Source organism: Paenarthrobacter sp. TE3676 (assembly GCF_056279165.1).
This window is the reverse complement of the sequence record NZ_JBWBQU010000001.1, coordinates 681,158-698,790: the sequence shown is the minus strand read 5'-3', so window position 1 is coordinate 698,790 and position 17,633 is coordinate 681,158. Positions and strand designations below refer to the sequence as shown.

Below are 17,633 nucleotides of genomic sequence, written 5' to 3'. Positions count from 1 at the left end.
CGCCAGCCGCCAGGCTGCTCCGGCACACTGACCGCTCCATCAAGGAAAGGCCTCTTCTTGCGTGTCCTGACGATCATTCCCACCTACAACGAGCTGGAATCGCTCCCCGTGACATTGGGACGGCTGCGCGCAGCAGTACCCGACTCCGATGTGCTGGTGGTCGACGACAACAGCCCTGACGGCACGGGAAAGCTTGCCGACGGCTTCGCGGCAGAGGACAGCCAGGTGCATGTCCTGCATCGCAAGGGCAAGGAAGGCCTTGGGGCCGCCTACATCGCCGGCTTCAAGTGGGGACTGGCTGCAGGCTATGACGTCCTGGTTGAAATGGACGCCGACGGTTCGCATAAGCCGGAGCAACTGCCGCTTCTGCTCGACGCCGTCAAGGAGGGTGCAGACCTCGCCATGGGGTCCCGGTGGGTTCCCGGTGGCAGCGTGGTTAACTGGCCGCTCTACCGCCAGGCAATCTCCCGCATCGGCAGCACCTACGCCCGCATCATGCTCGGCGTCAAGATCAAGGACGTCACAGGAGGCTACCGGGCATTCCGCCGCAGCACGCTGGAGGCGCTCAACTTGGACGAAGTGGAGTCGGTTGGCTACGGCTTCCAGGTTGACCTCGCATGGCGCGTGGCCAAGCTTGGCCTGCGCATCGAGGAGCGTCCCATCACTTTCGTCGAACGTGAGCTCGGGGCATCGAAGATGAGCGGCAACATCGTCGTGGAAGCCATGATCAACGTCACCAAATGGGGACTGGCAGCACGTTGGGAAAAACTCACGCGCAAGTCGCCCGCAGTGGCAAAGTAGCTCGTACCTTTCCAAGCAGAAAGGCCGGGTCCGATTCCCAAGAGGAACCGGACCCGGCCTTTGTCTTTAAATCAGCAACCGATATTATGCGGAGCGGCGCTCTCCACGGCGCTCACGCAGGATGTTCAGACGGTCCTCGAGGATCTGCTCGAGCTCGGGAAGGCTGCGGCGTTCCAGGAGCATGTCCCAGTGGGTGCGGACGGCTTTCTCATTGGCGTCCACAGGTCGCTCGCCATCAACCAGCAGCGCTTCCTTGCCGGTCTTGGAAACCCATACGGGGGGAATTTCGGCTTCGGAGGAGAAGGTCACGAAGACCTGCTCGCCATCCTCGCAACGGTACTCGACCCGCTGGCGCGGTGCCGGTTCAACGCCGGATTCTGTTTCCATGCTTTGGGCGCCAAGACGCATACCCCGCAGGCTGCGATCGCTCATGATTACTCCCTCTGTCTGTTCGCGGAGCAGGAACTCCGCGCTAGCCGTAAGCCGTTTTCACGATCCTTACGGACTACTTCTGCACACCTTGCATCACTAATTGCAACGCCTGGCCAAGCTTTAATGTTCCATCCACGCTGAACCAGCCGGACAAATATCCCATTATACGCGGATGAGCGCCCACTACTCAAAAGGAACCAACAGACAACGAGCGGTCAGCCTGAAGGGCTGACCGCTCGTTGACCCTGCGACAGTGGATTATTCAGCTGGCCGGGGCTGCGGGGCTGCCGCTGCCGGGTCTGAAGTCCCGGACTGTTCATTGTTTCCAAAGAGGCCAACGGGGGAGTCACCGTTGTTGCCACCAAGGGCGCCGCCGATACCCTTGAGCGCCTCACCGACTTCACTCGGGATGATCCAGAGCTTGTTCGAGCTTCCCTCGGCGATCTTGGGGAGTGTCTGCAAGTACTGGTACGCAAGGAGCTTCTGGTCCGGGTTGCCCTTGTGAATGGCGTCGAAGACCTTCTGGATGGCTTGGGCTTCACCGTCTGCCCTGAGGATGGCCGCCTTCGCGTCACCTTCAGCCGCGAGGATGGCTGCCTGCCGTTGCCCTTCGGCGGTGAGAATCTGCGACTGCTTGGTGCCTTCAGCCGTCAGGATCGCAGCGCGGCGGTCCCGCTCCGCGCGCATCTGCTTCTCCATCGAGTCCTGAATGGAGTGGGGCGGATCAATCGCCTTCAGCTCGACGCGGGACACGCGGATTCCCCAGCGGCCCGTAGCTTCGTCCAAGACACCACGCAGCTGGCCATTGATCTGGTCGCGGGACGTCAAGGCTTCTTCGAGGTTGAGCCCGCCCACCACGTTACGAAGCGTGGTGGTGGTCAACTGCTCCACGGCCTGGATGTAGTTGGCGATCTCGTAGGTTGCCGCCCGGGGATCAGTGACTTGGAAGTAGACAACGGTGTCGATCGAGACCACCAGGTTGTCCTCGGTAATGACCGGCTGAGGCGGGAACGACACCACCTGTTCACGCAGGTCAAGCAACGGCAGCAGCCGGTCGACGAACGGGATCAGGATGGTTAGTCCCGGGTTGAGCGTCCTCTGATACTTGCCGAGGCGTTCAACGACGCCGGCACGTGCCTGCGGGATGATCCTTACCGAACGGACCAACACGATGATGACAAAAATGACGAGAACAATCAGCACAATTGCCGCTGCTGTTCCTCCTAAGCCGTCCATACATCTCCTTCATTCCCCAATTGCGTGGTTTGATGCGACTGGACCCGGGCAGGCTGCCCGGATCGGCAACCGCTGAAATTCAAAGGCGCGCCTAGCGCGGGCTGTTCTCGGCACGCGAGGCTACTACCGCCGTCGCGCCGTCGATCCTGGTGACCTGGACCGTCGAACCGGCGTCGAGAACACCGGCCGTGCTGCGGGCGCTCCACACGTCTCCGCCGATCTTCACCAGTCCGCTGGTTCCGCTCACGGCTTCAATGACCAGAGCGGACTGACCGATGAGCCGGTCGATATTGCTGCGCTGTTCCGCCGGTCCCTTGTGAAGGTGCTTCATTGCTACGGGCCGGACAAAGACAATCATCAGGAGGGAGACCACTGAGAAGATCACGATTTGGAGCCAGAAATCGGCCCCCGCAAAGTCTGCGATCAGCCCGGCAAGGGCACCGCCGCCCAGCATGATGAAGAAGAGGTCGAGGGTAAGCATCTCCACCACTGCGAACGCGAGGAAGACCGTGAGCCAGAGGGCCCACCAATTCTCGCCGAGCCATTCAAACATCATTTCCCCCTTGGTCCCGGATCCCGCGAGCGGGATCACAGTCACTGTTCCTCCATCCTAGCCCGACGTTCCGTCCCACGTCAGGAGACGACGAATTCGCTGATCCGGAACTTCGCTGTGGTTGCCACGGAACCTTCCAAGGTTGCCAATTCGGCCAACTCCCCACGCTTCAGATGGTGCCCGGCCGGACCCATATAGGCCAGGTCAGCTACCTCCTGGCCACTCAGCAGCAAGGGAAGGTCCAGGCTTTGGCTGGTGCCAGAGTCAAAATAGCCCTTCATGGATTCTGCCAGCCGCTCATCCTTGCCCTCTTCAATGCCAAGCATCCCTGTCCGGGCTGCGATCTCAGCGAGGTGGCCTGGCCTGGGTGTCACAACAATCAACGAGCCCCCGGGGCGCAGCACACGGGCGAACTCGGCGGGGTTTCGCGGGGCAAAGACCACCGTGACCACGTCCGCAGTGTTATCCGCCATGGGCAACGGACGCCAAATGTCCCAAACAAGGTTGGCGGCCTGCGGATTGAGCCGGGCGGCGCGCCTCAGTGCGAACTTGGAAATGTCCACACCGATTCCCGTCGCCCCGGACATCTGAAGGACCGCTGCCAGATAGTGCCCGGTCCCGGTTCCGGCGTCCAGAACCAGCGCGTCGGGACGTTGAAGTGGTCCGGCGGCGGCTTGGGCAAGGGCTCGGGCAAGTCCGGAGTAGTGTCCGGCCTCCAGGAACCCGTGACGGGCTGCCACCATGTCCGCAGAATCGGCTTCGAAGACCGTGCCTTTGCCTGTCAGCAGGTTGAAGTAGCCCTGTTTAGCGGCGTCGAACAGGTGTCCGGACTCACAAGCGAGAGTCCGCTGCTGGCCTTCCCTGAGCTGGAACGTCCCTTGGCAAACAGGACAGCGGAGGGCAGCAACAGCGTGGGACAACATGGCTTCAATCCTACGGCGGACGGAGTGTCTGGTGCCGGGCGTGGGACCGCCGGGCTAGGCTCACCAACGTGAAACCCGAGCAATTGCATCTGCTGAACACCGTGTCCGCCCCGGCAATCCACCCCGACGGCAGCAAGGCGGTGGTTTCCGTCGTGAGGCCGGACTTTGATGCTGACAGCTATGTCGGCCAGCTGTGGAGCATTCCTTTGGACACCACCAAGTATCCGCGACGCATCACGCGCGGCTTCCGGGACAGTTCCCCGGCTTTCTCTCCCGACGGCCTGGTATTGGCGTTCCTCAGGAGCGACCCGGATGGCAAGCCGCAACTATTCGTCGTGGAGGCCGCGGGCGGCGAGCCACAACGGATCACGGACCAGCAGGCCGGCGTGGGTGGTTTCGTGTGGGCGCCGGATTCCCACCGCATCGCGTTCGAGGCCCGCGTGCCCGAGCAAGGCCGTTACGGAACGGTGGATGGAGTCCCATCCGGCGGTGAAGATGCCCGCCTTATCACCACCAACCAATACAGGATGAATGGCCTCGGATATACGGCAGACCAGCGTCAGCAGCTGTTTGTGGTTGAAGTCCCGGAGCTGGGCGGCGAACCGGTGGTTGTTCCGCGCGGGAGGGCCGCCCATGAACAGCCGACGCGGACGGTTACGGGGGTTCCTGCTGCACAGCAGGTCACGTTCGGCGACTCGGACCACGAGTCGCCGTGCTTTTCAGCTGACGGCTCCCACCTGTACTTCGTTGCCGCCCTCCATGAAGGGCACGACGACGACCTGGTCACCTCCGTCTATCGGATCGGCGCCGGCGGCGGCCAGCCGACCGTCGTCGAACCTTCCAACAAGAAGTTGCAGACTGTCACTGCTGTCCGTGCCTCCACGGACGGCCGTTGGCTGTTTTACGTAGCCCAGAACTTAGGACACACCGGCAAGGACTTTGTGGCTCGGAATTCTGTTCTGTACGTCATGCCCGTCGCAGGGGGAGAGGCTGCGGCGCTGACCGACGAGGAACATTTGGACGTGTCCGGTCCGCTGGAACCCAGCGGACCAGCCAGTGTGCTGGTGCTGAACACAGCGTTGGGAAGTGTCGAACTGCTGGACGTCACGGCGGAAGGTGGGATCACACCCCTGGTCCACGGTGCCCGGGTAGTTGTTGGGGCGACGGTGGCTGCCAACGGGGAAATTGCCGTAAGTTTCTCCGATTCCTCAACCGTGGGAGATGTCGCGTCACTTGAACGGGGAGAGATCCGCCTCCTCACGGACTTCTCCGCCATCCTGCGCAACAACTCCCGTGTAACGGAACCTCTGGACTTCGACGCCGAATCCACCGACGGACACCCCCTTCATGGTTGGGTCGTCTTGCCTGATGGCCCAGGCCCACACCCGGTCCTACTCGCCATCCATGGCGGCCCCTTCTCCCAGTACGCAGGCGCATTCTTCGATGAAGCGCAGGTTTACGCCGCTGCAGGGTACGCAGTTGTCATGTGCAATCCAAGAGGGTCCGCCGGCTACGGCCAAGCCCATGGGCGCGCCATCAAGGAACGTATGGGGACGCTGGATATGCAGGACGTGCTTGCGTTCCTCGACTCAGCGTTGGCCTCCTTTGACGCCTTGGATAAAGACCGGGTGGGGATCATGGGGGGTTCCTATGGTGGCTACCTGACCGCCTGGACCATCGCCCACGATCACAGGTTCAAGGGTGCGATTGTGGAGCGCGGCTTCCTGGACCCGGTCAGCTTTTCGGGTTCCGCTGACATCGGTTGGTTCTTCGGGGCCGAATACACCGGAGGGACATCGGAACAGATGACGGCCCAAAGTCCCATGGCCGTAGTTTCGCGTGTCGATACACCTACCTTGGTGATTCACAGCGAGAACGATCTACGGTGCCCCATCGAACAGGGGCAGCGGTACTACGCACATTTGAAGGCCCAGGGCGTGGACACTTCCCTGCTGATCTTTCCTGGGGAAGACCACGAGTTATCACGGTCCGGGACGCCACATCACCGGAGGCAGCGCTTTGACCACATTCTCCGTTGGTGGGCGCAGTACCTTCCAACGGATGCCAACCAACCGGAGGACCAGCCGTAGCCGTACTGGCCGGATTCTACGTCAGCGAAGGAATCCCAGAGCCCGGCGGGCCTCGTCAATCTCCGGCGCGAACCACCGGGCCGAGTGTTCAGCATTGCTGGAAAGGGAGCGCAGTTCGGCCCGGTCCAGATACAGGATGCCGTGGAGATGGTCCGTTTCGTGTTGCACAATGCGGGCCTGCCACCCCGAGAACCACTCTTCCACGGGTTCGCCCGCGGGACTTGTGTAGCGCAACTCGACGTTCCGGTGTCGTGTCACAACAGCCTGATACCCGCTGACGGAGAGGCACCCTTCATAAAACGAGGCCGTCTCAGTACCGAGTGGACGGTACTCCGGGTTGATGACCGCGAAAAATTCCAGCTGTTCCCTGTGACGCACTGCGGCAGACTCCGGGTCCACCTCATATTTGTCTTCAAGGACGGCCAGCTGCAGGGGGATGCCCAGCTGTGGGGCGGCCAGTCCAACGCCCGGGGCGTCATGCATGACGTCCCTCATTCGTTCGATGAAAGCGGCCAACTCGGCATCATCAACCTGGCCGTCATACGGGGCCGCCAACTGCCGCAGTACGGGGTGCCCGGCCTGCACAATGGTCGGGAGCCCGTCTGCATCAAGCAACCGTCGGACAGCGTCACGTATCCGGGTGGGGTTGTAGTCCGTGGCGGGGCTCGTGGCCTCAGGATGAGGTTGGTGCGTCATACAGTGAGCCTAACGCGATGAGGGCATTCGCGAGTGTGGGCTAGGCTCGACGAATGATCGATTCCACCCCTTTGGATTGTGTACTCGGGTTTGTTCGAACGGTTGAAGCCGGTGGCGGGGCTGCTGAACTGCGGCCTTTCCTGGCCGACGATTTCAAGCTCACGGAGTGGCCGCACGCCCTGTCCAAAACGGGCTCCACGCGGAACTTGGCAGAAACGTTGGCTGGCGCCGACCATAGCAAGGACATCGTCTCCGATCAGCGTTTTGAGGTGGTCCGCACAACAAGCCAGGACAACCGGGTGGTGCTGGAGATGAACTGGTCAGCCACACTGCTTCTTGACCTGCCGCACTGGGACCGCGGCGATACCATCCGGGCGAGGAGCACTGCGGTCTTCGAGTTGCGGGATGGCCTGATCATCAGCCAGGACACGTACGACTGCTATTACACGACGCCGGAATAGCCAGCGACCCGGAAATACCTAACGCATGGTGAAGCGACGCTCCACCAGTTCTGAAATTGCCGGTACAGCCAGGGCGCTTGCGAAGAGCATGTTCCTTGCTGACATGGCGGGAGCCGGCAGCGGTCTGCCCAGTGCCATATTTAGCCCTGCCTGACGTGAAGCGCGAAGCGCCGCTTTCCTTCGTAACTTCTCGAAATTCACCACATCGCGTCCTACGTTGGCGCCCCGCAGGGATGCATCCATGATGGGGGCCAGTGCTGCAGCATCCAACCAGCCAAGGTTCATGCCCTGCCCTCCGATGGGGCTGATTTCGTGGGCGGCATCCCCAAGAAACACCACCCTGCCGTGAACCATGCGTTGGGCCAGCCGCGACCGCACTTCAAAAGCACTCAGCATCGAGTTGCCGGCTATGTCCAGCACCTCACCGGTCCTGGCTGCGATCAGCCCAGCCAGCCCCACCGGCGTCGGATTCTTGTGCGGTGCGCCCAGCCTGACAACCCATCTGCGGACACCTCCTGGCAGGGGAAACGATTCCACGATTCCTTCGGGTTCCAGGTACAAGACGGCGTCGGAGCCATGCCCGGTGTCATCCGGGAAGTCGCCCATGATGTAGCAGTCCGGATAGCTGCGGGAGGGCACACCGGGCAGGTAGCGCCGACGGATGGTGGAATGCGCTCCGTCGGCGGCTATCACCAAACGGGCTCCCACCTCCAAACTGCCGGAAGGCGAATCTGCGCGGACTCGCAAGGTACTCCCGGTGGCGTCAATCTCCTGGACGTCGGCATCTCGGACGACCGCATCGGCATCCAGTTCCTTTACCGCCAACTCCAGGACTTCCTCGGTGATCATCTGCGGAACGGCAAGGATGAAGGGAAAGGCATCGTCGCCGTCGAACGCGAGCTCGGCCACCCGCCGTCGCCGGCTGTACGCCACTCCCCGCCTAATGTGGATCCCGGCAGTTACCAAAGGGTCGGCGACTCCCGCGCGTGCCAGCTCCGCCAATGCCGGAGGGTGGATTCCGATGGCCCTCGAACTGTTACTCCTGTTGCTCCGGCGCTCCAGTATGCGGACCTGGTGCCCCCGCTGGAGCAACAGAACCCCCATGAACAGGCCTACTGGCCCCGCACCGACAATCACGACGTCAGGCACGGTCCTCCCATGGGTGCCCGGCATCAGCTTGGGGAAATTCACGAACCGGACCTTCATGAAAGAGGAGATGGTGCCACGGCCCGTTTCGTTCCACTGACCATGAGGATGGAACAACGGCTTTCAGTTCCGCCGCGGTGTAACTGCGCCTGATGGACGTCAAACCATCCCCGCAAATATAGGAGCCGACGCCCAACGGCCAAAAGCCCGCCAGGAACAACAGGTACGCGATGTTGCTGCGAGTGAGGTCGTTATGGAGGCAAAGCCCCCGGCTTAGCAACTCCGAATCGTGGAGGACCGCTGCAAGCTGCCCCGGATCCAGGTGGTGAAGGATGTGGTTGGAAATGACGACGTCGAATTTCCGCCCTTCAGCGACCAGCTGGGAGCTGTGAGCCTTACGGTAGCTGACACCTTCCACGCGAGGCGCTTTGGAGGCGAAGGCAAAGGCTCTCTCATCCGGGTCAATCGCTGTCACGGTGAGCCTGAAGCCATCCCGCCGGGCCCACCGCGCAAGGCACCGAGCCACATCACCGCTGCCACCTCCGATGTCCAGCACGGACGCCGAACCGTTGGCTACCAACAGCGGACGGAGTCGTCGACGATACGTCCCGCGCCACCCCGATAACAGCCTGTTCACCACAGGAAAACGAGCGTAAGTCCTATTAAGGCGCCTGGGATCGCAGTCAGCTTTGTCCATCTCCTCGACGGCGTGCAGGTCCCTCTCCTGGAGGGATCCCCAAGGCCTCACAGGGCAGGGGAGACCAGCGTAAAAAGTCCCGTCTCCACCGTCAGGCCGGGGCCGAACGCCATTGAACAGATACGCTCCTCACGTTCACTGACCGGCTGCTCCAGCATGTACTTAAGGACGAACAACACAGTAGCGCTGCTCATATTCCCGTATTCCCTCAGTGTTTCCCGCGCCGGAACCAACTGCTCTTGGGTGAGTTCCAACTTCGACTCAACCTTGTCCAGGATGCTGCGGCCGCCGGGATGGATGGCCCAGTGGGTAATGTCGCGGTAGGTGAGGCCCGCCACTGAAGGATCCTTGGCGAGCAACGGCGCCAGGGCACCGGTGATGTGTTCCTCGATAATGTGGGGGACGTACGAGCCCAGGACCATTTCAAATCCTTCGTCGCCGATGTTCCAGGCCATCGCTTCCTCGCCCACAGGCGTCAGGACCGTCTCAAAGTGGTCCAGCCGGATGGCCGGCTCGGGTCCCTGCAGTTCCCGCGCAGTTACGACGGCGGCCGCCGCACCATCGCCGAATATCGCGGACCCCATGATCGTGTCCGGGTCGTTTGAGGTCCGCACGTGCAACGAGCAGAGTTCAACACAAATCACCAGCACAACCGCAGTGGGGTCGGCAAGGCAGAACTGCTTGGCTGCCTTGAGCGCGGGGAAAGCTGCATAGCAGCCCATGAAGCCAAGGTGGTAGCGCTGGACGGCGGGGTTGAGCCCCAGAGCCCTGACCACCTTGTAGTCCGGACCGGGATTGAAGAATCCTGTGCAGGACACGGTAATGACGTGCGTGATGTCGTCCAGGTCGATCCCCGGCGCCTGAGCCACTGCGGCTTTGCCGGCCTCCACGAACAGTTTGGTGGCTTCAGTTGCAAAGATCTCATTCCGCACTTTCGTACTGGGGCTCAGGACCCGATTGGTTTCGGGATCGAAAAACTGCGGATTCTCAGGATGTGCATCAAGGCTGAGCTCAGCTACAGCGGTGTACCGGGTATCTATGGCTGCTGAGTCGAAACAAGTGCTCACGAGGCGCGTTCCCAGCCTTGTAAGCCCGGGTTGGGATGCGAAAACGTCACGGGCTTGCTGCTGGACAAGGATGGTTTGCGGAACGGCGGTTTCAAGGGACCTCATGTATACCGGCATGCTTCATTCTTAGCGAGTAAACCGAGGAAGACAATGGCAGAATCAAACGTACTGACCGTTGCCGGTCAGAGAGAGCCAGGCGACGCCGACGGGGGACTGTTGGGCAACGCCGCCTAACGGATGGAGAAATCATGACTATTGCCACGAGCACGGACACGCAATCTCCCGGGTCCCATGTTGCGGACACCCACGATTTGATCCGGGTCCAGGGTGCACGTGAAAACAACCTGAAGGACATCAGCATCGAGATCCCGAAGCGCCGGCTCACGGTGTTCACGGGCGTCTCCGGCTCCGGGAAGAGTTCACTGGTCTTCGCGACCATCGCCGCAGAGTCGCAGCGCATGATCAACGAAACCTACAGCGCCTTTGTGCAGGGCTTCATGCCGTCCCTGGCGCGGCCCGACGTCGACGTGCTTGAAGGCTTGACGACAGCGATCATCGTGGACCAGGAGCGAATGGGCTCCAACCCGCGCTCGACCGTGGGTACCGCCACGGACGCCAATGCCATGCTGCGGATTTTGTTCAGCCGCCTTGGCCAGCCCCACATTGGTTCGCCCAACGCCTACTCATTCAACGTGCCCACGGTAAAGGCCAGCGGCGCTATCACAGTGGAACGCGGAGAAGGCAAAACAAAGACCGAGAAGGCCACGTTCAATCGCTTGGGAGGCATGTGTTCACGCTGTGAGGGCATGGGCTCGGTCAACGACTTTGATCTCACGGCTCTCTACGACGACACCAAATCCTTGAGCGAAGGCGCCCTCACCATCCCCGGCTACACCATGGATGGCTGGTATGGACGCATCTTCAGCGGCTCAGGGTTCTTCAACATGGACAAGCCCATCGCAAAGTTCACCAAGAAGGAACTCCACGACCTCCTATACCGTGAGCCCACCAAAATCAAAGTGGAAGGGATAAACCTCACCTACGAAGGCGTGATTCCCAAGATCCAGAAGTCGATGCTCAGCAAGGATGTAGACGCCTTGCAGCCGCACATCCGCGCCTTCGTGGAGCGTGCCATAACCTTCACCACATGTCCCGAATGCGAAGGCACAAGGTTGAGCCCCGAGGCAAGGTCCTCCAAAATCAAGGGCAAGAGCATCGCTGACGTGTGCACCATGCAAATCAGCGACCTCGCAGACTGGGTTCGCGAACTTGATGAGCCCTCCGTAGCTCCTCTGCTCAAGGGCCTCCAGCACCTCCTTGATTCTTTCGCCGGAATCGGATTGGGTTACCTATCCCTTGACCGACCCGCGGGAACGTTGTCCGGGGGAGAGGCCCAGCGGACAAAGATGATCCGGCACTTGGGGTCGTCCCTCACGGATATTACTTACGTCTTTGACGAACCAACCATTGGCCTGCACCCACACGACATCGAGCGAATGAACCAGTTGCTGCTGCAGCTTCGCGATAAGGGCAACACGGTGCTGGTGGTGGAACACAAGCCGGAAACCATCGCGATCGCTGATCACGTGGTTGACCTGGGTCCCGGCGCCGGGACCGGAGGCGGCACGGTTTGCTTCGAGGGCGACCTTGAGGGTTTACGGGGGAGCGACACCATCACCGGGCGCCACTTGGACGATCGGGCGTCCATTAAGGACAGTGTGCGTTCCGCCTCAGGTCATTTGGAAATCCGGGGCGCCTCAACAAACAACCTCAAGAACGTCGACGTCGACATCCCCCTTGGCGTTCTCTGCGTCCTCACCGGGGTGGCCGGGTCCGGCAAGAGTTCGCTGATTCACGGCTCCGTAGCCAAGCGAGACGGTGTCCTGGTGATTGATCAGGGCGCCATCCGCGGATCCCGCAGAAGCAACCCCGCCACGTATACAGGCCTGCTGGAACCCATCCGTAAGGCTTTTGCCAAGGCCAACGGTGTCAAGCCGGCACTGTTTAGTTCGAACTCCGAGGGCGCGTGCCCAACGTGTAACGGAGCGGGTGTGATTTACACGGACTTGGGCGTGATGGCCACCGTTGAGTCACCCTGTGAAGAGTGTGAAGGAAAGCGCTTTCAGGCATCTGTGCTGGAGTACCGGCTGGGTGGACGCAATATTGCAGAGGTGCTTGCAATGTCTGTGGATGAGGCTGAAGTGTTCTTCAGTGAGGGCGAAGCCCGGACCCCGGCTGCCCACAAGGTTCTCGATCGCCTTACCGATGTCGGCCTTGGCTACCTAACGCTGGGGCAGCCACTCACCACATTGTCCGGTGGTGAGCGCCAGCGGCTCAAGCTGGCAACGCAGATGTCCGAAAAGGGAGACATTTACATCCTGGACGAACCGACCACCGGCTTGCACCTGGCTGATGTCCAAAACCTGCTGGGCATGCTGGATCGTCTTGTTGAGTCCGGAAAATCGGTGATTGTCATCGAACACCACCAAGCTGTCATGGCACATGCTGACTGGATCATTGATCTTGGACCAGGCGCCGGACACGACGGCGGCAACATCGTTTTCGCAGGAACGCCGGCTGAGCTCGTGACGGATAAGCCAACGCTAACGGGCAAGCACCTGGCTGCTTACGTCTCGGTGTAACGCGTCCATTGGTGTGGTCGCTCGGAAGGCATTCATAGCGACCACACCAACCAGCCCCACCCGCTTCCCAGGGACACTCCCATAACGCCGATAATCTACATTATGTAAAGTAACGAAGTGATCGACACTCCCCAAGGCGAACCTGGCACGACTCTGGGCCATAACCGACTGGCCGGAGTCACATCACATCGACTACCCATTCAAGTCAATTATTCAGAGAATTCAACGGAATTTTCAGAACTAAGAATTGACGACCGCCCTGCCACCTCTGAGTACCCAGCCAAACTCGCGGGTTGCAACAAAACAGGGTGGGTGTTCCCTCAAAGGGACACCCACCCTGCCTTTATGGATAATGTCTAATCGGACGGCGTGGCGCCAGAGCGTCGGCGTGCAATCACTACCGATGCGGCGCCCGCTGCCAGGACGCCTGCTCCAGCCAGCCCCCAAACAATGAGGCCGGGATCAGTAGCCAACTTCTCCGGCCCTACTGCTGCACGAGCGTCCGTGACGCTGGAGACAGCAACGAAATCGGAATCATGGTTGCCACCCCCCAGACCGTTGCCGTTGTTTCCGCGTCCGTGGTTGCCGTTGTTTACAGCCACCCGCGCAGAGCGGGTAACTCCGGACTCTGAACCAACGGCTGTGATCATGAAGCTTCCGGCGTCTTCGAAGGTGACGCTCGTAGTGATGGCGCCATCACCGTTGGCGATAACGCTGAAGTTCGCTGGAGCGCTCCCCCGTGGTCCACCCCTCTTCTCGAAAGTGATGTTGACGGTTTCGCCTGGGAGGTATCCGCTGGCGGAGAAGGTGATGGTTTCACCGCGGTCAATCGTGCCGTCTGAGACGGTTCCTTGCTCATTGCCTGGTGCCGGGTAGGTGCTGGCTACGGCTGGTGCAATACCCGCGAACATGACGGTTCCCGCAACCATAAGAGTTGTGATGGTCTTTTTCATTTGTTTCCCTTGAGATCAATGAGTAAATCTACGTAAATGATGGCCTAACCGTTACGTAAATAACTTGTGGAACCCCCCTATGCAATAGCAAGCGAAACGTTATCACGCAGATGTTGCCGCTACAAGGCAGGATTGAACGATTATAAAGCCTTAACCAGCCGTTCAATTGACACAACTATCTCACTTTCTTCATTTCTTATACTGTATTTGTGACAAGATCAACAGGCTCTGTGACAAGCAGGCGAGCTCCAGCCGTGTGCTCAATCGGGGAGGGAACCAAAAAGGATGCCCATCCGGTAATCCGGATAGGCATCCCTGTTGTTGTCCTAAGCCGCCGGGCTTCCGGCCGGCCACGAGCAGAGTTATTGGGCCTGCTGTGCTCCTGCAATGTTGACCAGCCAGCCGATGCCGAACTTGTCTACGCACATTCCGAAGGTGTCACCCCAAGGCGCCATCTCCAGCGGGACTGTCACGGTGCCGCCGTCGATCAGCTTGTCCCAGTACCCGCGGAGCTCCGCTTCATCCGCCGAGTCTCCACTCAAGGAGACCGAAATGTTGTCACCAGGGTTGTACTCCATTCCGGTGGGCGTGTCGGCAGCCATCAACGTCAATCCGCCTGGAGTTTCCAGCATGGCATGCATGACCTTGTTGGCTTCCGCTGGATCTTCGCTGGCCTGGTAGTCGCCGAAGGTGCTGATGTTTAGTTCGCCGCCAAAGACGGATTCGTAGAAAGTGATTGCATCGCGCGCGTTATCGCGAAATGAAATGTACGGGTTGAGGCGGGTCGTCATTGGTCAGTTCTCCTCATTGTTGTGATAGTCACACGTCATCGTGCGGCAATGCTAACAGCGCCAACCGGCGCCTGTCCCCCATAGCGTTTAGTCGCCGTCGTACGCCCTTTGCAGAACATTGATGTCAAGCTTTCGCATCTTCATCATGGCCTCGAGGGCACGCTGTGAACCTTCGGGATCGGGGCCCGCCAACAGTCCGTTCATCGCTGTGGGAACGATCTGCCACGACAGGCCGAACTTGTCTTTTAGCCATCCGCATTGACTCTCCTGACCGCCGACAAGCAGGGCGTCCCAGTATTTGTCCACCTCCTCTTGAGAATCGCAATTGACCACCAGCGACACAGCCTCATTGAACGAGAATGCCGGTCCCCCGTTGAGGCCCATGAACTGTCTGCCCTCGATCTCGAACTCAACAGTGAGCGCCTCTCCATCGGGCCCCTGCATGGTTTGTCCCATGGATGAATGATCGAAAGTCGATGTGTAAAACCCGGCGGCTTCAGCCGCTTGCCCGTCGAACCATAAACAAGTGGAAATCTTCTGCATCTGCTGCTCCTCCAGGGACGCGTCGGGAACAGCCTGTCCCCCGTCAGAGGCTAGTACCGTGAGATCGCCCACACAACGCCCGACGGCGAAAAGGGCTTTTGCTGACCCGGCACCAGGCGCCGTGGTGATGGAGCGGTCACTGCCAGTCAGTCCCCCGACACGCGTATCCGACTCACCAGGCCCACAGTGTTGGCCTCACTGTCCTCGATGAAGGCCATCCACTCTTCCGAGCCGGCGGGTCCCAAAGTGCTGTCTTCATGCATATGGATCACGTGCGGCTCGGCGATGATGCGCACTCCCCTGCGCCGAAGATCTGCCACGGTTCCTTCAAGATCTGCCACCTCGAAGTAAACGAGCGCCGACGGTGCACCTTTCTCCAACAGGAGGCGAACCCCGCCGACATCAAAGAACAGGAGGCCGGGCGGATCAAAGATGGCACTCGGTTCGGCGTCCAACAGCACTGCATAGAAAGCCGCTGCCCTTTGAAGATCTTCGGCATGCTGGGCCACCTGGACAAATCGCACGGCATCCTCCAAATCTGCGCTGCCACGTGGGCACCTGCCCTCATGGTGACGGCCCATCGGACCACACGCAAGGGCTGTGGCCCAGGAGCCGGCTTCGCGCATGAAGGAAGGCCCGGATAGTGTCGGCAGTATGTCTTCACCATCTCGACTGTGGATTACCGCAGCTATTGCCGACCTTCTGCTGATTCTTGTCTTCGCCGCCATCGGCCGCGACGCACACGCCCGCGGAGACATCATTTCGGGAGCCTTCTCCACAGCATGGCCGTTCCTGGCCGGAGCGGCAATTGCGTGGGTGGTCACTCGCGCGTGGCGTGCACCCTTGGCTGTATGGCCATCCGGGGTGAGCATCTGGATCGGTGCGGTGCTGGTGGGAATGTTGTTGAGGGCTGTCACTGGCCAAACCGTCGTACTGCCTTTTGTCCTCGTGGCGCTGATCAGCCTCGGCGTATTCCTTCTCGGGTACCGGGTCCTTGCGACGCTGCTACTGCGGGCGCCGCGTAAGCGGCAACGCCGGGCGTGATCAAGCCACGCCCAGCGGGAATGCACTAGGCTGGAAACCGTCCGCAACGATGCATTTCCGGAAAGGCCCCACGTGATCACCGCTTTCGTCCTGATCAAAACCGATGCCTCACGCATACCGGAGACCGCCGAACAGATCTCGGCCATTCAGGGCATCAGTGAGGTCTACTCTGTCACCGGCGAATGGGATCTCATCGCGGTGGCAAGGGTGACCAAGCACGACGAACTAGCCGACGTGATCGCCGATCGCCTGTCGAAGGTTGCTTCAGTGGTCCACACCACCACCCACATCGCTTTTCGGGCCTACTCACAGCACGACCTTGATGCAGCTTTCGCGCTCGGATTCGAGTAACAACTCCGAATAACGGCGGGGCCGCCCATCGTCAGCTTTGGCTGAGGGCTATCCACTTAGCGAGTACTTCGGCGGCCTTACCGGAGTCAACGGACTCTGCTGCTCTTGCAAAAGCGGTGCGCATCCGCTCCTCGAGGCTCCCGTCGGCGTCGAGGTCGATTGACACCAGCCCAGCCGCGGCGTTCAGCAAAACGGCGTCACGCACCGGACCCGTCTTACCTTCCAGGATTTCGCGCACTACTGCCGCATTGGCAGCAGCATCCCCACCGCGAAGGTCCGCGACGGTCGAGGGTTGGATCCCCAGGTCTTCAGGCGAAAACACCTGTTCCCTGACTGCTCCTTTCCTGATCTCCCAGACGGTGGAGGGGCCTGTGGGGGTCAATTCATCCAGTCCATCGTCACCACGGAACACCAGGCCCCGGCTGCCTCGGCGGGCCAGAACTCCTGCCACCAACGGCGCCATGCGGGCATTCGCTACGCCCACGGCGGAGGCTTGCACGTGCGCAGGATTGGTCATCGGCCCCAGGAAATTGAAGGCCGTGGGTACGGCCAGCTCGCGGCGCGGAACAGCTGTATGCCGGAACGACGGGTGGAAAACCTGGGCAAAACAAAAAGTGATTCCCGCCTCTTCGGCGTTCCGCGCCACCTGCTCGATCGAAAGATCCAAGCGGACGCCCAAGGCTTCCAGGACGTCGGCCGATCCTGATGTGGACGACGCAGCCCGATTGCCGTGCTTGACCACCTTGGCCCCGGCTCCAGCGGCCACGAGCGCGGCCATGGTGGAGATGTTCACGGTGTTCAACCGGTCCCCGCCGGTTCCTACGATGTCCAGCTTCTCACCGGAAATATCGATCGGATTGGCGTGCTGGACCATGGCCGCAACCAAGCCGGCCAATTCTTCCACCGTCTCTCCCTTGGCACGAAGCGCAACAAGGAAGCCGGCGATCTGAGCGGGAGTCGCTTCACCGGACATGATCGTGTTCATGGCCCACTCTGTGTTGCCCAATGCAAGGTCGTCGCCGTTGATCAGTGCAGAGATGAGCCCTGGCCAGGTATTACTGGCTGCAGGTGCCGATGCCGGAGAAGTCACTCCCTGATGCTATCGAGCCAGCCACGCCGATGACCAATGTGAACGAGGCCGGGAACTTTTCCGCGCGAATTCGCGTCTTTGTAGAAAAAGTCTCCCGAATCGGTGGTTTGCATTGGG

Annotated in this window: 19 protein-coding genes; 6 read left to right on the top strand and 13 right to left on the bottom strand. The window is 60.5% G+C overall.

All coding sequences use genetic code 11. The features are described from left to right. The first annotated feature begins 57 nt into the window (after positions 1-57). On the top strand, positions 58-801 hold the full coding sequence (locus ACZ881_RS03400) for a polyprenol monophosphomannose synthase (protein WP_091470758.1): 744 nt from the start codon (positions 58-60) through the stop codon (positions 799-801). 84 nt (positions 802-885) lie between these two features. Here the strand turns inward: ACZ881_RS03400 and ACZ881_RS03395 are convergent, their stop codons facing one another. The 4 genes from ACZ881_RS03395 to ACZ881_RS03380 form a co-directional block, all read right to left on the bottom strand. Beyond that, positions 886-1,233, bottom strand: coding sequence for an RNA polymerase-binding protein RbpA (locus ACZ881_RS03395; RefSeq protein WP_011774875.1), 348 nt, complete (start codon positions 1,231-1,233; stop codon positions 886-888). Positions 1,234-1,491: 258 nt separating this feature from the next. Beyond that, on the bottom strand, positions 1,492-2,469 hold the full coding sequence (locus ACZ881_RS03390; RefSeq protein ID WP_178992740.1) for an SPFH domain-containing protein: 978 nt from the start codon (positions 2,467-2,469) through the stop codon (positions 1,492-1,494). A gap of 91 nt (positions 2,470-2,560) precedes the next feature. After that, a complete protein-coding gene (locus ACZ881_RS03385) occupies positions 2,561-3,022 on the bottom strand; it encodes an NfeD family protein (RefSeq protein ID WP_476112680.1) in 462 nt (153 codons plus the stop codon). 80 nt (positions 3,023-3,102) lie between these two features. Next, the gene (locus tag ACZ881_RS03380; RefSeq protein WP_476112521.1) at positions 3,103-3,945 is read right to left on the bottom strand and encodes a methyltransferase domain-containing protein; all 843 of its coding nucleotides are present in this window, start codon (positions 3,943-3,945) and stop codon (positions 3,103-3,105) included. Positions 3,946-4,013: 68 nt separating this feature from the next. Here ACZ881_RS03380 and ACZ881_RS03375 point away from each other — a divergent pair, with 68 nt between their 5' ends. Beyond that, positions 4,014-6,035, top strand: a complete 2,022-nt coding sequence (locus tag ACZ881_RS03375; protein WP_476112519.1) for a S9 family peptidase — start codon at positions 4,014-4,016, stop codon at positions 6,033-6,035. 21 nt (positions 6,036-6,056) lie between these two features. Here the strand turns inward: ACZ881_RS03375 and ACZ881_RS03370 are convergent, their stop codons facing one another. After that, positions 6,057-6,731: a peptide deformylase gene (locus tag ACZ881_RS03370; RefSeq protein WP_420178134.1), complete on the bottom strand. Its 675-nt coding sequence runs from the start codon at positions 6,729-6,731 to the stop codon at positions 6,057-6,059. A gap of 53 nt (positions 6,732-6,784) precedes the next feature. Between ACZ881_RS03370 and ACZ881_RS03365 the strand changes: the two genes are divergently transcribed. After that, complete coding sequence (locus ACZ881_RS03365) at positions 6,785-7,192, top strand: nuclear transport factor 2 family protein (RefSeq protein ID WP_017200970.1); 408 nt, start codon at positions 6,785-6,787, stop codon at positions 7,190-7,192. Between the two features lie 18 nt (positions 7,193-7,210). Here ACZ881_RS03365 and ACZ881_RS03360 read toward each other — a convergent pair whose 3' ends face one another. From ACZ881_RS03360 to ACZ881_RS03350, 3 genes are read right to left on the bottom strand one after another with little or no spacing between them, the layout of a single operon-like run. Next, positions 7,211-8,341, bottom strand: coding sequence for an FAD-dependent oxidoreductase (locus ACZ881_RS03360; protein ID WP_476112678.1), 1,131 nt, complete (start codon positions 8,339-8,341; stop codon positions 7,211-7,213). After that, positions 8,334-9,086 carry a class I SAM-dependent methyltransferase gene (locus tag ACZ881_RS03355; RefSeq protein ID WP_476112516.1) on the bottom strand — a complete coding sequence of 251 codons (753 nt, stop codon included), beginning with the start codon at positions 9,084-9,086 and terminating at the stop codon, positions 8,334-8,336. The genes ACZ881_RS03360 and ACZ881_RS03355 overlap by 8 nt, the downstream gene beginning before the upstream one ends. Then, a complete protein-coding gene (locus ACZ881_RS03350) occupies positions 9,083-10,219 on the bottom strand; it encodes a type III polyketide synthase (protein ID WP_476112514.1) in 1,137 nt (378 codons plus the stop codon). Before ACZ881_RS03350 ends, ACZ881_RS03355 begins: the two co-directional genes overlap by 4 nt. Before the next feature lie 131 nt (positions 10,220-10,350). Between ACZ881_RS03350 and ACZ881_RS03345 the strand changes: the two genes are divergently transcribed. Beyond that, positions 10,351-12,744 (top strand): ATP-binding cassette domain-containing protein, encoded by a 2,394-nt coding sequence (locus ACZ881_RS03345; protein WP_476112512.1) that lies wholly within the window; start codon positions 10,351-10,353, stop codon positions 12,742-12,744. Between the two features lie 356 nt (positions 12,745-13,100). On the opposite strand, the gene ACZ881_RS03340 is transcribed toward ACZ881_RS03345, so the two are convergent. From ACZ881_RS03340 to ACZ881_RS03325, 4 genes are all read right to left on the bottom strand, one after another. Continuing rightward, entirely contained in the window at positions 13,101-13,697 is a 597-nt protein-coding gene (locus ACZ881_RS03340) for a hypothetical protein (protein ID WP_476112510.1), read from the bottom strand. A gap of 362 nt (positions 13,698-14,059) precedes the next feature. Further along, a complete protein-coding gene (locus ACZ881_RS03335; protein ID WP_091467702.1) occupies positions 14,060-14,488 on the bottom strand; it encodes a VOC family protein in 429 nt (142 codons plus the stop codon). 87 nt (positions 14,489-14,575) lie between these two features. Continuing rightward, positions 14,576-15,031 (bottom strand): VOC family protein, encoded by a 456-nt coding sequence (locus ACZ881_RS03330; protein ID WP_476112508.1) that lies wholly within the window; start codon positions 15,029-15,031, stop codon positions 14,576-14,578. A 146-nt stretch (positions 15,032-15,177) separates the two neighbouring features. Next, complete coding sequence (locus ACZ881_RS03325) at positions 15,178-15,555, bottom strand: VOC family protein (protein ID WP_476112506.1); 378 nt, start codon at positions 15,553-15,555, stop codon at positions 15,178-15,180. A 130-nt stretch (positions 15,556-15,685) separates the two neighbouring features. On the opposite strand from ACZ881_RS03325, the gene ACZ881_RS03320 reads away from it, so the two are divergent. Together ACZ881_RS03320 and ACZ881_RS03315 are read left to right on the top strand one after the other, a co-directional pair. Continuing rightward, a complete protein-coding gene (locus tag ACZ881_RS03320) occupies positions 15,686-16,075 on the top strand; it encodes a DUF3054 domain-containing protein (protein WP_476112505.1) in 390 nt (129 codons plus the stop codon). A gap of 72 nt (positions 16,076-16,147) precedes the next feature. Continuing rightward, positions 16,148-16,426 (top strand): Lrp/AsnC family transcriptional regulator, encoded by a 279-nt coding sequence (locus ACZ881_RS03315; RefSeq protein WP_017197606.1) that lies wholly within the window; start codon positions 16,148-16,150, stop codon positions 16,424-16,426. A gap of 31 nt (positions 16,427-16,457) precedes the next feature. On the opposite strand, the gene trpD is transcribed toward ACZ881_RS03315, so the two are convergent. Then, a complete protein-coding gene (trpD, locus tag ACZ881_RS03310; protein ID WP_476112503.1) occupies positions 16,458-17,516 on the bottom strand; it encodes an anthranilate phosphoribosyltransferase in 1,059 nt (352 codons plus the stop codon). Between the last annotated feature and the right edge of the window lie 117 nt (positions 17,517-17,633).

What these genes read in the sequence shown, in the direction of transcription:
- ACZ881_RS03390 (WP_178992740.1), bottom strand. Translation starts at nt 2,469, where the DNA reads ATGGACGGCTTAGGAGGAACAGCAGCGGCAATTGTGCTGATTGTTCTC.
- ACZ881_RS03370 (WP_420178134.1), bottom strand. Translation starts at nt 6,731, where the DNA reads ATGACGCACCAACCTCATCCTGAGGCCACGAGCCCCGCCACGGACTAC.
- ACZ881_RS03350 (WP_476112514.1), bottom strand. Translation starts at nt 10,219, where the DNA reads ATGCCGGTATACATGAGGTCCCTTGAAACCGCCGTTCCGCAAACCATC.
- ACZ881_RS03340 (WP_476112510.1), bottom strand. Translation starts at nt 13,697, where the DNA reads ATGAAAAAGACCATCACAACTCTTATGGTTGCGGGAACCGTCATGTTC.
- ACZ881_RS03330 (WP_476112508.1), bottom strand. Translation starts at nt 15,031, where the DNA reads ATGCAGAAGATTTCCACTTGTTTATGGTTCGACGGGCAAGCGGCTGAA.
- ACZ881_RS03380 (WP_476112521.1), bottom strand. Translation starts at nt 3,945, where the DNA reads ATGTTGTCCCACGCTGTTGCTGCCCTCCGCTGTCCTGTTTGCCAAGGG.
- ACZ881_RS03365 (WP_017200970.1), top strand. Translation starts at nt 6,785, where the DNA reads ATGATCGATTCCACCCCTTTGGATTGTGTACTCGGGTTTGTTCGAACG.
- ACZ881_RS03345 (WP_476112512.1), top strand. Translation starts at nt 10,351, where the DNA reads ATGACTATTGCCACGAGCACGGACACGCAATCTCCCGGGTCCCATGTT.
- ACZ881_RS03335 (WP_091467702.1), bottom strand. Translation starts at nt 14,488, where the DNA reads ATGACGACCCGCCTCAACCCGTACATTTCATTTCGCGATAACGCGCGC.
- ACZ881_RS03385 (WP_476112680.1), bottom strand. Translation starts at nt 3,022, where the DNA reads ATGTTTGAATGGCTCGGCGAGAATTGGTGGGCCCTCTGGCTCACGGTC.
- ACZ881_RS03320 (WP_476112505.1), top strand. Translation starts at nt 15,686, where the DNA reads ATGTCTTCACCATCTCGACTGTGGATTACCGCAGCTATTGCCGACCTT.
- ACZ881_RS03395 (WP_011774875.1), bottom strand. Translation starts at nt 1,233, where the DNA reads ATGAGCGATCGCAGCCTGCGGGGTATGCGTCTTGGCGCCCAAAGCATG.